The sequence below is a fragment of the Actinoallomurus sp. NPDC052308 genome, from assembly GCF_040679195.1.
GTDB classification, from domain to species: Bacteria; Actinomycetota; Actinomycetes; order Streptosporangiales; family Streptosporangiaceae; genus Actinoallomurus; species Actinoallomurus liliacearum.
Genome location: NZ_JBFAUM010000010.1, coordinates 78,555 through 91,843, shown reverse-complemented (window position 1 = coordinate 91,843; position 13,289 = coordinate 78,555). Strand labels below are relative to the sequence as shown.

Below are 13,289 nucleotides of genomic sequence, written 5' to 3'. Positions count from 1 at the left end.
GCCGATGCGCTCGCGCCGCGATCGCGTACGGCAGTGTCCTCGTAGATCAGGCGGGTTCTGAGGCGGTCTCCCCAGGCTGGAGTGCGGCGGCGTCCGGCTTGGCCGGCCCGGCGGGGACCAGCAGGAAGACCTTCGGGCTGAGGCGCTCCATGTCGCCGCCCCGCGCGCAGATGAGGCCGGCGGAGAAGTCGACGAGCTGTCTGGCCTCGTCGTCCGTCATCGCGGAGAGGTCCATCACGACCGGAACACCCTCGCGGAAGTAGTGCCCCACATGGAGCACCTCGTTGTAGTCGCGTGGCCGCAGCCTCTTCACGATGCCCGTCGTGGTGCCCGGCTCGGCTGGTGTCGAGGGGATCAGGAGGAAGACCTTGGGGCTGAGGCGTTCCATGTCGCCGCCGCGCCCGCAGATGAGGCCGGCGGAGAAGTCGACGAGTTGTCTGGCCTCGTCGTCCGTCATCGCCGTGAGGTCCATCACGACCAGAACGCCCTTACGGAAGTAGTGCCCCACGTACCGGACGTCGTTGTAGTCACGAGGCCGCACTGTCTCGACTATCACGGCCCCAGTCTTCCGCAGCGACCAGGAACATCAAGGCTCTCGGGCGTACGCGCGCGGTCGTGGCGGCAACGGCCGGTGCCATTTCGGGACGCCGAACCCGCGCGGACGGAAAGTGCCCCGTACGCGCAGGTCCGCGCGTACGGGGCACCGCTCCGGCAGGGCCGCTCGGCGGCTCGTGGCCGCGGTCAGCGGCTCGTGGCCTTGCCCTTGGTCCAGGTGGATTCGAGGTCTCCACCGTTCCGCGTCGCCGTCTCCTTGCGGACGGTGTTCTGCGCGGCGGCGGACGTGCCTCCCGCGAGTCGGACCGCGATCTTGTCCTCGATGTCCTTCGGGGCGCCGCCCTGGTAGCCGTTGAACATGATCGAGAAGATCAGCGGCTGCCCGGTGTCGTCCTTCACGTAGCCGCTCAGCGCGGTCACGCCGGTGAGCGTGCCGGACTTCGCGTGGACGTTCCCGGCCGCGGGGGTTCCCTTCATCCGCGAGGCCAGGGTGCCGCCGACGAGCTGGTCGGGCTGGCCGGCGATGGGCAGCGCGTTGTACCAGGTCGAGAACCAGGGCTTCGTCTGTACGGCCTTGAGGATGACGCTCACCTGCCGGGGCGTCGTCTGGTTCGTACGCGAGAGCCCCGAGCCGTCGGTCTGCTTCACCTTGGTGGTGTCGACGCCGAGCGTCTTCAGGTACCGGGACGTCGCGGCGATTCCCGCCGCGCGGGTGCCCTTGCCCGCGACCTTGTGGCCGATCGCCTTGGTCAGGATCTCGGCGATCTGGTTGTTGCTGAGCTTGAGGAAGGGCGTCGCCAGCTGGGACAGCGGCATCGACCGCCGGGTGGTGACCATCTTGGCGGTCTTGGGGGTCGCGGCCCGCTTGGTCGCCCCCACGACGGTGACTCCGTGGGCCTTGAGCGCGCTGCGGAAGACGTCGGCCGCGTACTGCGTCGGGTTCGGCGCGGTCGAGAGATGGTCCTCCTTCCCGCCGTTCGCCGGGTAGGACCCGGTGATGACGATCGTGTCGGTGCCGTTCGTACGGTCGACCGACACGGTCGAGCCCGTTCCCGCCTTCCCCGTCGTCGCCCGATTATCGATCTTCACGACGCTCGTCGGAGGATTCAGTGTGACGTTGACGGGCTGTCCCTCCTGGCCCGGGGTGATGGTCACGCCGATCGATCCGGCGTCGAACACGTCGTCCGGCGAGACGTTCAGCGCCGAGATCCCGGCCGCGTAGGAGTAGGGCAGGTCCGACGGGTCCCAGCCCGGCGGGGTGTACTGCCGGTCGAACCAGGTGTCGTCGGCGACCAGGTTGCCCTTGATCTTCTTGATGCCCTTGGCCGCGACCGCGGCGGCGAGCTTGTCGTAGTCGGCCGCGCGCAGGGTCGGGTCGCCCGTGCCCTTCAGGTACAGGTTCCCGCCGCGTGTGTAGACGTTCGTACGGAACCGGTAGCCGGCACCGAGGATGCCGAAGGCCGCGGTGGACGTCTCGATCTTGTTGTTCGAGCCCGGGATCTTCTGCGCGTCGGAGTCACGGTCGTAGAGGACCGCGCCGGTCTTGGCGTTGCGCACGATGACACCGATGCTCGCGCCCTTGAGGCGGCTGTCCGTGAGGATGTTGTCGATGTCGGCCTTGAGGTCGCCGCTGGTGGCCGCCGTCGGCGTCACCGTGTTCGTATCCGTCTGCGCGAGGGCCACGGCCGCCGTCGCGACGACCGCACCGCCCGCCATTACGGCGATTGTCCCTTTCAAAGATCGACTCATGGCAACCGATGGTAACGATCAAGACACGCCGTCTATGCGAGACTTGCGATATTCGCCCGTTATCCGGCTGCGGAATTCGGGGGCGACCATGCGGTGAAGCCGACGGAAATCCCCGCTGACCTGGCAGATCTCGCCGCTCGCATAGCGCGGCTCATGAGGTGCTCCTGGGCATCCTGACAGTCGGCACCGACACTTCCAGAGCCGCCCATCAGCGGGCCGGAAAATGTCGGCGGGATCGGCCATGCTCTCTCGCGGGTTCCCCGAGAAGAGAGGCCTCCCCATGTCGATCCCTGTCTCCGGCCGGCGCGCAGGCGCGCGTACGGGACGGTCAGTGGACTCATCGGTCCCGTTCTGGGACGGGTCACCGGCCGCTGACCGGCCGTGCCGGGCGCGTGTCGAAGGGCGCCGGCGATGACCGAGTGGGAGCGGCGGAGCGTGGTGCGGGTGGTCCCGCCCGCGCGGCCGCGGAAGCTGGCGAAGGTCCCCTTCGTGGAGCTGGCGGAGGGGCGGCTGCAGGGTGTGGTGTCCAGCGGATCGGACATCGCCCGGGTCTATGTGTCCTCGATCGCGGCGGGCACCCACGCGTACAGCTGCGGTACGAACAACAACCGGCCCTGCGGCGGGCTGTACGGCGCCCCGTGCAAGCACCTGCGGGCGCTCGTCAGCGAGGCGGTGCTGCAGTACGGCCTCGACCGCGTCGCCCGCTACCTGCGGGTGGACGTCGGTGAGGGCGAGGACCTGATCAGCCGGCTGGACGGAGGGCCGGAGCGCGCGCCGGCCGCGGGGGTGTTCAGCCGCTTCCTTCGCCACCTGGCCTATCTGGAGCTTCCGGACACGACGGAGCCGATCGCCGAGCTGCAGTGGTTCCCGGCCACGAGGGAGGTGGGCTGATGCTCGGGGTGCAGCTCGCGGCCCTTCTCGACGGCGCGGTGCCGGGGGTGACGGAGACCCTCGACCTGGTGGCCGGATTCGACGACGCCCTGGTGTACGGCCTGGGCCGGCTGGACGAGGAGCAGACGGGACGGCTCGCCGCGATGGCGGGCGCGCTGCGCGACACGCCGCTCGGACCCGCGGTGGGCGAGGCGGTCGAGAAGATCACGGCGGGTTCGGTCGGGGACGAGCAGCTGGCCACGCTCGCCGGCGCCCGTACCGCCCTGCTCGGCGCGGTGCACGACGCACAGCTCGGCCGGTTCGACGCGGCGCTCGGCCGGGCCAGGGCCTCGTGGGAGGAGACACCGACCGCACCGGTGGAGGGCCCACTCGGCGCGAGCCGGTCGTGGCTGCAGGAGCTGGCGATCACCGGCTGGCGGGGCGTCGACCATGACCTCGTCTCCTCATCCGACCAGGCCATCTCGGCCCTGCTGGCCGAGCCGCGCCTGCGCGGGGCGGCGGTGCTGCTCGACGGGCTGGCCGCGGAGCTGCGGGCCTCGTGCCCGGTGGCGACGATGGACCGCGTGCCCGCCCGGCGCTGGGCCGATCTGTGGGCCCGCGCCCTGCTGCTCTCCCAGCCGGGGACGGGCGGCCCCGCGCGCGTCGGCGTGGTCTCGGGGAGGCTGCTGCCGCTCGGCGTCGACGTCCATGAGCACGGTACGGCCGTGCAGGTCCAGGTCCATGGGGTGCTCGAGGCCGCCGACGGTACCGCCGCCCGTCTCGTACGGGCGAGCGTGACGGCGGCCAAGGTCGACACGATCGTCGGACCGACGCTGTGGCGGCTGCTGGACGGGCATCCCGTGCTGCTCAAGGCACTGGCCGAGCACCGGAGCGTGGACCTGGCGGAGCTGCCCGTCACGGCGGGCGGGGACCTGATCTGGCGGGACGACCAGGCGACCCTGGGGGAGCCGGCGGATCCGTTCGCGACGGCCCGGCTCCGGCTCACCGACGCGCTCGCTCCGGCGGTCCCTCCCCTGGAGCGCCACCCGGTGCGGATCGCCGAGCCCGTCCTGCTCGAGGGGTACACGGTCGACGGCGACGCCCTGTCCCTGGACGGGCACACCCTCCCGGTCGACCTGGAGCGGTTGCCGAGCTGCGGGCCGTTGACCTCGGAACTGGTGGCGGCCTCCTCGGCCTGCGTCGGCCTGGTCCGGTGGGAGGCCGGCCGGTGGACGCTGCAGCCGCTCGCCGTGCGGGCGACGGTCAAGCGCAAGGCCGTGGAGGCGCACGGCGGCGACTGGGCGCTCGGCCCCACGGATCCGAAGGTCGTGAAGGCCGAGGCCAGGGCCGGTGACGCGGTGGCCGTGCTGCGCGAGCGGGCGGGGAGGTTGTTGCGGCGATGAGCGACCACACGCCGGATGAGAACCGGCGGCAGGTGCTCTACTGGCGGCTGCTGGCGCGGATGTTCGACCATGAGGAGCAGCCCGCGCTGGAGGCGGCGAGCGTGGCGATCGTCGAGGACATCGGGCTGCCGCCCGCGCTGCTCGATCCGTCGGTGTCGGTGGACAACCTGGTCCAGCGCTTCCCCGATCTGCAGGCGGAGCTGGACGGGCTGCTGACCGCCGGCGACGACGACCAGCGGGTGCGCCGCGCCGCGCTCGTCTCGAAACTGCTGCTCAACGTGATGTCGACCGGGTCCGGCAGCGTGACGGCCAGCCGGCTCGCCGACTGGCAGCGGGACGCCGGGTGGCTGAAGCGGGCGCTCGGCGCGGAGGGCGCGGGCGAGCTGGCCGGGGTGCTGTCGGGGCTGGAGGGCGACCTCGTGAGCCGGATGCGGCTGCGTGAGGTGCTGGCCGATCCGGCGCTGGCCCGGCAGCTCACGCCGAGCATGTCGCTGATCGAGCAACTCCTGCGCGACAAGTCGAACCTGTCGGGCGTGGCGCTGGCCAACGCCAAGGCGCTGATCCGCCGCTACGTCGACGAGGTCGCCGAGGTGCTGCGCACCCAGGTCCAGCAGACCAGCGTCGGGGCGGTCGACCGGTCGGTGCCGCCGAAGCGCGTGTTCCGCAACCTCGACCTCGACCGCACGATCTGGAAGAACCTCACGAACTGGGACCCGGAGGAAGAACGGCTGTACGTCGACCGGCTGTTCTACCGGCAGACCGCCAAGCGCACGACGCCGGCCCGCTTGATCGTGGTGGTCGACCAGTCCGGGTCGATGGTCGATTCGATGGTGAACTGCACGATCCTGGCGTCGATCTTCGCCGGCCTGCCGAAGGTCGACGTCCACCTGATCGCGTACGACACCCGGGCGCTCGACCTGACGCCGTGGGTGCACGACCCGTTCGAGGTGCTGCTGCGGACGAAGCTCGGCGGCGGCAACGACGGGCCGGTCGCGATGGCCATGGCCCGCCCGAAGATCACCGATCCGCGCAACACGGTGATGGTGTGGATCTCCGACTTCTACGAGTTCGACCGCTCGCAGCCGCTGTTCGACGGGATTCAGGCGGTGCACCGGTCCGGGGTGAAGTTCATCCCGGTCGGGTCGGTGAACAGCTCGGGGCACCAGAGCGTGAACCCCTGGTTCCGACAGCGTTTCAAGGATCTCGGCACGCCCGTGATCTCAGGCCACATCCGCAAGCTCGTCTTCGAGCTGAAGAACTTCCTGGACTAAGAGGAGAACGATGACCGACGAGATGCTGCGCGCCCCGGCCGAGGTCAAGTACGCCGAGGAGCTCGACTGGCTGGAGTCCGTCGACGACGGGCCCAAGCCGTTCTCGTGGCGGCTCAGTCCGCGGATGGTCCGGCTGTTCATCCTGGGCTCCGAGCGGTCCGACGGGCTGGACCGGGAGATCTCGCAGAAGTGGTTCGGCGACCGGAGCTTCGTCGAGCGGAGCATCGTGACGCTCGCCTCCGACCGCGGTCTGCTGCTGATCGGCGACCCCGGCACCGGCAAGAGCTGGCTCGCCGAGCTGCTGTCGGCGGCCATCTGCCGTAACTCGACGATGGTCGTGCAGGGAACGGCAGGCACCACCGAGGACCACATCAAGTACTCGTGGAACGTCTCCATGGTGATCGCCAAGGGGCAGTCCCGCCAGTCGATGATCCCTTCGCCGATCATGACGGCGATGGAACAGGGGATGATCGGGCGGTTCGAGGAGCTGACCCGGTCGACGAGCGACGTGCAGGACGCCCTGATCTCGATCCTGTCCGAGAAGTACGTCTCCATCCCCGAGCTCGACGACGACAACATCGTCTTCGCCAAGCCCGGTTTCTCGATCATCGCCACCGCCAACAGCCGTGACCGGGGTGTGAACGACCTGTCGTCCGCGCTCAAGCGGCGGTTCAACTTCGTCCGCATCCCGGTGGTGACGAGCAAGCGCAGCGAGGCGGAGATCGTCCGGTTCCGTACGGCCGAGCTGATGCGCCGGCACCGGATCGACCTGGAGGTGCCGCCCACGCTGCTGGACATCCTGCTGCAGAGTTTCGCCGACCTGCGCGCCGCGGCGGCCTCGGCCACCAGCGACGACGAGAAGCTGGAGTCGGCGCTGTCCACGGCCGAGCAGATCGGCGTGCTGGAGGACGCCATCCTGCACAGCCAGTTCTTCGGCGACCGTACGCTCCGCGCGGAGACGCTCGGGGGTTCGCTGGTGGGTTCGCTCGCCCGGCGCAGCCCGGAGGACCTGGCGATCCTGAACAAGTTCTGGCACGGCGTGATCGAGCCGCGCAGCAAGGAGGACGACGGCGGGTCCTGGCAGGCGTTCCTGGAGGGCGGTCGGCAGGCCCTGGGCACGCTGGCATGAGCGGATCGACGCCATCCTCCGACACCGAGGTCGCATCGCCACCCCCCGACACCGAGGTCGCATCGACGCCGCCCGGCGGCGGACTCGGATCGACGGCGCCTGGCGCCGGACCGCACGAGGCCGGCGCCCGGGCCGAATCGGCGCCGCCTGCCGCCCGGGCCGAGGCCGGGCGGCCCGGCGCCGCGACCGGGGTGACGCCGGCGGGTCCGTTCGGGGCGCTTCGTTCGCAGCTCCTGGACGCGGCCGCCGCGTTCGCCGGGGAAGGCGCCGGCGGCGCGGATCCGGTGCCCGGCATCCTGGCCGGCATGGTCGACGACGTCGACCGGGCGCTGCGGGAGGAGCTGGAGATCTTCCCGGTCTGCCACCACTCGCCCGCCTCGGCGCTGGCCATGGCGCGGCGGCTGCGCGAGAAGCGGCCGGCCGTCATCTACCTCGAACTCTGCGAGGACCTGCGACCGCTGCTCGACGAGCTGCGCAACTGCCGGCTGCCCGTCGCGCTGCAGGCGTTCGCCACCGAGCTGGACGACTTCCCGGCGGCGTGGGCGCCGCTCAGCGTGGTGGCACCCGTCACCGAGGCGTCGGCCGAGTACCAGGCCATCGCGTACGCGCTCGACACGCCCGGCGTCGAGCTGGTGCTGGTCGACCGGTCCACGGACCACGTCTTCCAGTGGGAGCCTCGTACACCGCCGGAGCCCGCACCCGGACCCGCACCCGCGGCGGACGGCGGCGAGGACGCGGCCCTGCACGGTGACGCGGTCGGCATCGAGATCGGTGACCTGCGTCCCCGCTTCGCCGAGCTCGAGGCGCACCTGCTGCACCACGGCAAGGTCCGGCACTGGTCCGAGTGGTGGGACCAGTACGTCGAACAACCCCTCGTCGGCGCCGACTACGCCACGTACCGCCAGGTCATGGTGATGATCGGCAGCCTCTTCCGGCGGCTGCGCCCGGACCGCGACGCCCGGAACGACCGGGACGAGGACCGCGAGCGCTACATGTGGACCCGCATGCGCGAGCACCTCGCCGCCTCCGGGGCGGACCCCGAGCGGTGCCTGTACGTCTGCGGCGCGTTCCACGCGGCCAGCCGCGTCGAGCAGTTCGGCCTGCGCGTCGACGCGCCGTTCGAGATCAGCCCGCGTACGGCGACCCGCTGGCAGTACGGCCTGATCCCCTCGAGCCACTCCGCCATCGAGGCGCAGTTCGGCCTGGCGCCCGGGTCCGTGTCGATCGCCGCGGCCACCTGGGCGAAGGCGGTGAAGGGCAGCGGCGTCACGCCGTACCGGCTCAAGGGCCAGAAGGGGGACAAACCGAAGGCCGTACGCGCCCGGCGGGCGGCCGATCCGGGAGGGGAGGTCGCGGACCGGCTGTCCGGGTTCCTGTCCCGGCCGCCCGCGCCGAGCGGCGTCGACGAGGACGAGCTGCTGGGCTGGTGCGTCGACATCGTCCGGCTGGCCCGCCGCAACGGCTACCTCGCGAGCACGGCCGACGCGATCGCCGTGTACGAGACGTCGATCCTGCTGGCGGGCCTGCGCGGCCGGGGACGCCCCACGCCGTACGACTTCCAGGACGCCGCGGTCACCTGCATCGAGAAGGACACCGTGCCGGGCCGCCGCGACGTGCGCCGGCTGTGCGAGATCCTGCTCGGCGGCGACCGCGTCGGCCAGGTCGGCTACGAGTCGCTTCCGCCGCTGGCGCGGGACGTGCTCGACCGGCTGGAGCCGCTGGGGCTAGACCTCACCAAGCGCACGATCCAGCGCGCGCTGCTCGACCTCGACGCGAACCCGGAGCTGCGGCCCTGCTCCGACCTGCTGTGGGTGCTGCGCCGCCTGCTGCCGACGGAGGCCGCCCGCCCCATCATGGGCTCGCGGCGGCTGGGCGAGCGCCCCATCCAGGAGAGCTGGGACCTGGCGATCGGCCGTCATCAGCGGTCGATCGTCGAGCTCGGGTACGAGGGCGTCACGATCGAGCAGGTCCTCGAACAGCGGTTGCGCCGGACGGTGGCGGATCCGAAGGCGACCGCCGCGGTGGCGCTGGAGGCCGTGGAGGACGCCATCCTCTACCTCGGCGGCGGACGGGTCGCCGAGGACCTCGGGAACCGCGCCGTCGAGCTCCTCGCCGCCGAGCGGACCGTGGACGACGCGCCCGACGTGCTGCGCCGGATCCGCAGGCTGCTCGCGTACTACCGCACCACCGCGTCCACCCTGCCGGAGTGGTGCGGACGCTTCGTCACCGCCGGGTACGCGCACTACTGCACCCTGCTGCCGACCGCGTTCGTGGACGAGGACACCGGCGTCCGGCAGGTGGCGGCCATGCTGGGCTTCCTGTTCGGCATGGAGGGTCTCGCGCTGTCGCTCGACTGCGACCACTCGCAGCTCGAGCTCGCCGTGCGGCAGTCGCACCCCGAGACGCCGGCCAAGGTCGCACTGCTGTGGGCGGCCCGGTCGCAGCTCGGACTGCTGCCGGTGGCCGAGCTGCGCGCGCGGTACGACGAGCTGCTGGCCAACCCGCTCGTCGTCCCGTCGATCCCGCTCTACCTCAGCGGGTTCGTCCAGGCGCTCGAGCCGGTCCCGTCGCTGGCCCCCGTCGTGGTGGAGGTGATGTCCAAGGCGTTCGCCCGGCTGCCCGATCCCGTCCTTCTCCCCTGGCTCCCCAAGCTGATCACCACGCTGCGGGACCAGGCGGCCGAGCTGGTGCCGGTCCTCGTACGGGAGGCGGGCCGGGTGTTCCCGGCCGCCCTGCCCGCCGTCGACGCCTGGGTCCCGCCGTGGTCGGCGCGCCGGTCGGCGACGTCGGCGAAGGCTCCGGTTCCGGCGTCGGCCCCGGCGGCCGCGGACCTCCTGGCGGCCCACCCGGCGGCGTGCGACGCGGTGGCCGGGCTGCTCGGGCACGACGCCGGGTGGCGGCCGGCCGCCGGCGGCGGGGCCCAGCCCGAGCAGGTCACGGACCTGCTGGCCGCCCACGGCGACACGGCTCACGCCGTGGCGGCCCTGCTCGGGAGAGCGTGATCGCGTAGCGGGCCCACCGACAGGCCCCGCTCCCGTACCTCGTCCAGGAGCGCGGGCAGCGCGCCGAGCGTGTTCCTCCACGACTCAGGAGCCGACGTGCAGTCGGAGTCGTGGAGGAGCACGGTCGCTCCCCCTTCGAGGTCGCGCGTGACGGTCGCGAGGACGGACGCGGGGGTGGCCGTGCGCGTCCAGTCGCGGCCCCAGTTCGTCCAGAGGACCGGCGTGAGGCCGAGCCGGCGCGCCGCCCGCAACGCCGACGAGCTCAGCACCCCGTACGGCGGCCGGTACCAGCGCGGCACCGTGCCCGTGACGTCGACGATCGTCTCCATCGCCCGCGCCAGGTCGTCGTACGTCGCGGCGGGGCCGCGCAGCAGCATGCAACGGTGCGCCCAGCCGTGCACCGCGATCTCATGCCCGGCGTCGACCAGCTCCCTTCCCACGTCCGGCGCCTCGGTCAGCATCCGGCCGAGGAGGAAGAAGGTCGCCGTCACCTCGTACTCGCGCAGCGCGGCCAGGAACGCCGGCGTCGAGCGCGGGTCCGGCCCGTCGTCGAACGTGAGCGCCACATGGCCGGGATCTCCGACCCCGGCCAGACCGGGGAACAGACGGCGGCGCAGCGGGCCGATCGAAGTGATCGCCGGTGCCGCGTGCGCGGCGGCCAGGACTCCCGCCGCGGCGGCGGTGGCCCGCGACCCTCGCCCGCCGGCACGGAGCCGGGCGGCGCTCATCGGGACGCCTCCACCACGGCGAGCTCCGGCGCGTCCGCCGGCTCCCGGTCCGCGGTCACCGTCGCGCTCCGCTCGGCCGCGAGGGCGGCGACGATCGCCGCCGGGTCCGCCGCGGCCGCACGGTCCACCGTCCGGGGCCCGGTCAGGGCCGTGAACAACGCCTCCGGGAGCAGGTCCGCGTGACGCGCCCACGGCGCCCAGCCGACCTCTTCCAGAACGGCGGCGTTCGCCCTGCCGTGGCCGGGGAGGCAGCGGTAGCTGAGCAGGGGCAGCCCGGTCGCCAGTGCCTCGAGGGAGCTGAGGCCGCCGGCGTTCTGCACCACGACGTCGCAGGCGCGCATCAACGCGGGCATGTCGTCCACCCAGCCCAGGGTGATGCCCGCGCCGGATCGGGCGAGCTTCTCGCGCAGCGCCGTGTTGCGGCCGCACACCACGACGGGGGTCACCAGCCCGGTCGCGGCGATGTCGGACACGGTGGCCGCGACGTCGCCGCTGCCCCAGGATCCCGCGGTGATCAGGGCCAGCCGCTCGTCGTCCGGCAGGCTGAAGCGCAGCCGCGCCAGCTGCCGCTCGAGGACCGACGACGGCGGCCGGAACCCGGGGCGTACGGCCGGCGCGCACACCCGTACGTCGGCGGCGCCGAGCCGGTGCGCCTCGGCCGCCGTCGCCGGGTGCAGCGCGAGATGCACGTCCACTCCCTCGGCCACCCAGAGCGGATGCACGGAAAGGTCGGTGAGGTACGTGACGACCGGGGCCCGCAGTACGCCGCGCCGCCGCAACCGGCCCAGCGCCTGGCTCGCGAGCGGGTAGGTCGAGACGATGGCCGCGGACTCCGGCGCGGCCGTACGGGCGATGCGCCGCGCGGCGAGCCCGCTCAGGGCCCGCACCGCAGCCGCGAGGTTCCGCCGCCGGTCCAGGGCGGTGAACAGCCGTTCCCAGCTCTCCGGCGCGGCCCGCAACTGCACGGCGTACGACTGCCGCAGCAGCCGTCCGAGCGAGGCGGGAAGCAGGTCCAAAAAGTCATGACAGTCGACCGAGAACCCGGCCGCGCGGAGCCGCCGGGCCAGCTCGTTCGCCGCGCCGTCGTGGCCGGCGCCGACGCTCGCCGACACGATCGTGACGTGGCGGCTGCCGCCGGGCCGGATGAGAGAGGTGTTCACTGCTCGATGCCTGCCTATGTCGTGGTGGTACCCCGGCCTCGCCGGCCGGATCTCAGGGGAGGGGCGTGTCAGGGCCGCCGGGCGGGGCCGGCGGGGAGGGCGGTCAGGAGCGGAGGCCGCCCCGGATGTGGAGGCGTCCGCACGAGTCACCGCGATGGCTGACCCGGACGGTCGTGAACCGGCCGTGCGCGACGGCCAGCCAGCAGAACCCGCCGACCATGAACACGTCGGCCGGGTACCGGCGCGTCCAGCCCGCGAACAGCACCTCGGGGAGGGCCGTGCCGCCGGGGAGCCGGCCCCAGGCGATGGCGCACGGGCCGCCCGGGGAGACGCCGCGCCGGGCGCCCCGCAGGGTCTCCGGCGCCACCGGCGTCTCGACGACGACGTCGACGAGCGTCTCCGCGTCGTACACCTCCAGCGCGGGCCGGCCCGTCGAGCTCCGACCGAGCCGGACCGCCCATGGGGTGCCGGTCAGCCGGCCCTCGACGGACGTCGCGCTGGTGGCCATGGGGGGTGCTCCTTCCGTGCCCGGCTTGTCGGGCACGGCACCAGCGTCGCGGTCGGAGGCACTCCAGAGCAGTAGCGCGGTCATCAGATTCGAGGTGGCACCAGGTTCACCTTCGGACCTCCCGTCTGCTCCAGGGAAGTCGCTGAGCTGGGCGGACGGGGCCGCCATGGGGCGGAGACGCGTCGTTAGACTCTCGGCGTGATCATCCCGACGGACGAAGAGATCCGCGCGTTGCACGAGCGGCACGCCCCGACGGAGGCGGCCTTCGAGCTCGTGTACACGCACTGCGAGATCGTGTGCGGGATCGCCGAACAGCTCCTCGCCGACGGCGCCCCGGACGTCGACGCGGACCTCGTACGCGCCGGCGCCCTCCTGCACGACATCGGCGTCTACCGCCTGTACGACGCCGCGGGCCGGATCGACGAGGCGGGTTACATCCGGCACGGCCTACTCGGCCACGAGCTGCTGAGAGAGGAAGGGCTGCCCGAGGCCCTCTGCCGGTTCTGCTCGTGCCACACCGGGATGGGCATCACCCGCGACGACGTGCGGAGACAGGGACTCCCCCTGCCGGTCGCCGACTATGTGGCGGAGTCGCGCGAGGAGGAGTTCGTCATGTACGCCGACAAATTCCACAGCAAGACGGACCCGCCGACCTTCGTCACCCCCGCCTCCTACGCCGCCCGCATCCGGAGGTTCGGCGCGGACAAGGTCGCGCGGTTCACGTCGATGTGCGAGACCTTCGGCGTCCCCGACCTCGGGCCGCTCGCCGCCGAGTACGGGCATCCGGCGGCGTAGGCGGGCTCCCGCCCTCGATCGGCTCCCCGAGCCGCAGCGCTCGTGCGTCCTGCGCCATCTCGCGGAATCGCTCCGCGAGGGAGACTCATGGTCCCGGTTCAACCTCTCCCGGGACCGGG

At 72.4% G+C, this 13,289-nt stretch carries 11 protein-coding genes; 6 read left to right on the top strand and 5 right to left on the bottom strand.

From position 1 onward, the window contains the following. Nucleotides 1–46: 46 nt before the first annotated feature. Together AB0L00_RS24060 and dacB are read right to left on the bottom strand one after the other, a co-directional pair. Nucleotides 47–541 carry a cell division protein SepF gene (locus AB0L00_RS24060; RefSeq protein ID WP_364438141.1) on the bottom strand — a complete coding sequence of 165 codons (495 nt, stop codon included), beginning with the start codon at nt 539–541 and terminating at the stop codon, nt 47–49. Between the two features lie 200 nt (nt 542–741). After that, nucleotides 742–2,271: a D-alanyl-D-alanine carboxypeptidase/D-alanyl-D-alanine-endopeptidase gene (gene dacB / locus AB0L00_RS24055; protein WP_364438138.1), complete on the bottom strand. Its 1,530-nt coding sequence runs from the start codon at nt 2,269–2,271 to the stop codon at nt 742–744. A 444-nt stretch (nt 2,272–2,715) separates the two neighbouring features. Here dacB and AB0L00_RS24050 point away from each other — a divergent pair, with 444 nt between their 5' ends. Genes AB0L00_RS24050 through AB0L00_RS24030 form a run of 5 tightly spaced genes read left to right on the top strand, consistent with a single transcriptional unit; the run spans nt 2,716 to nt 9,979 of the window. Further along, nucleotides 2,716–3,195: a hypothetical protein gene (locus AB0L00_RS24050; protein ID WP_345366389.1), complete on the top strand. Its 480-nt coding sequence runs from the start codon at nt 2,716–2,718 to the stop codon at nt 3,193–3,195. Continuing rightward, on the top strand, nt 3,195–4,577 hold the full coding sequence (locus AB0L00_RS24045) for a hypothetical protein (protein WP_364438135.1): 1,383 nt from the start codon (nt 3,195–3,197) through the stop codon (nt 4,575–4,577). The genes AB0L00_RS24050 and AB0L00_RS24045 overlap by 1 nt, the downstream gene beginning before the upstream one ends. Further along, entirely contained in the window at nt 4,574–5,848 is a 1,275-nt protein-coding gene (locus AB0L00_RS24040; protein WP_364438132.1) for a VWA domain-containing protein, read from the top strand. Before AB0L00_RS24045 ends, AB0L00_RS24040 begins: the two co-directional genes overlap by 4 nt. A gap of 10 nt (nt 5,849–5,858) precedes the next feature. Continuing rightward, complete coding sequence (locus tag AB0L00_RS24035; protein WP_364438129.1) at nt 5,859–6,977, top strand: AAA family ATPase; 1,119 nt, start codon at nt 5,859–5,861, stop codon at nt 6,975–6,977. Next, a complete protein-coding gene (locus AB0L00_RS24030; RefSeq protein WP_364438126.1) occupies nt 6,974–9,979 on the top strand; it encodes a hypothetical protein in 3,006 nt (1,001 codons plus the stop codon). The genes AB0L00_RS24035 and AB0L00_RS24030 overlap by 4 nt, the downstream gene beginning before the upstream one ends. On the opposite strand, the gene AB0L00_RS24025 is transcribed toward AB0L00_RS24030, so the two are convergent. From AB0L00_RS24025 to AB0L00_RS24015, 3 genes are all read right to left on the bottom strand, one after another. Further along, nucleotides 9,946–10,707 carry a polysaccharide deacetylase family protein gene (locus tag AB0L00_RS24025; RefSeq protein WP_364438123.1) on the bottom strand — a complete coding sequence of 254 codons (762 nt, stop codon included), beginning with the start codon at nt 10,705–10,707 and terminating at the stop codon, nt 9,946–9,948. The genes AB0L00_RS24030 and AB0L00_RS24025 overlap by 34 nt on opposite strands. Then, nucleotides 10,704–11,867 carry a hypothetical protein gene (locus AB0L00_RS24020; RefSeq protein ID WP_364438121.1) on the bottom strand — a complete coding sequence of 388 codons (1,164 nt, stop codon included), beginning with the start codon at nt 11,865–11,867 and terminating at the stop codon, nt 10,704–10,706. The genes AB0L00_RS24025 and AB0L00_RS24020 overlap by 4 nt, the downstream gene beginning before the upstream one ends. A gap of 103 nt (nt 11,868–11,970) precedes the next feature. Continuing rightward, nucleotides 11,971–12,375: a hypothetical protein gene (locus tag AB0L00_RS24015; RefSeq protein ID WP_364438119.1), complete on the bottom strand. Its 405-nt coding sequence runs from the start codon at nt 12,373–12,375 to the stop codon at nt 11,971–11,973. Between the two features lie 198 nt (nt 12,376–12,573). Here AB0L00_RS24015 and AB0L00_RS24010 point away from each other — a divergent pair, with 198 nt between their 5' ends. Continuing rightward, nucleotides 12,574–13,170 (top strand): HD domain-containing protein, encoded by a 597-nt coding sequence (locus AB0L00_RS24010; protein ID WP_364438117.1) that lies wholly within the window; start codon nt 12,574–12,576, stop codon nt 13,168–13,170. Nucleotides 13,171–13,289 lie beyond the last annotated feature (119 nt).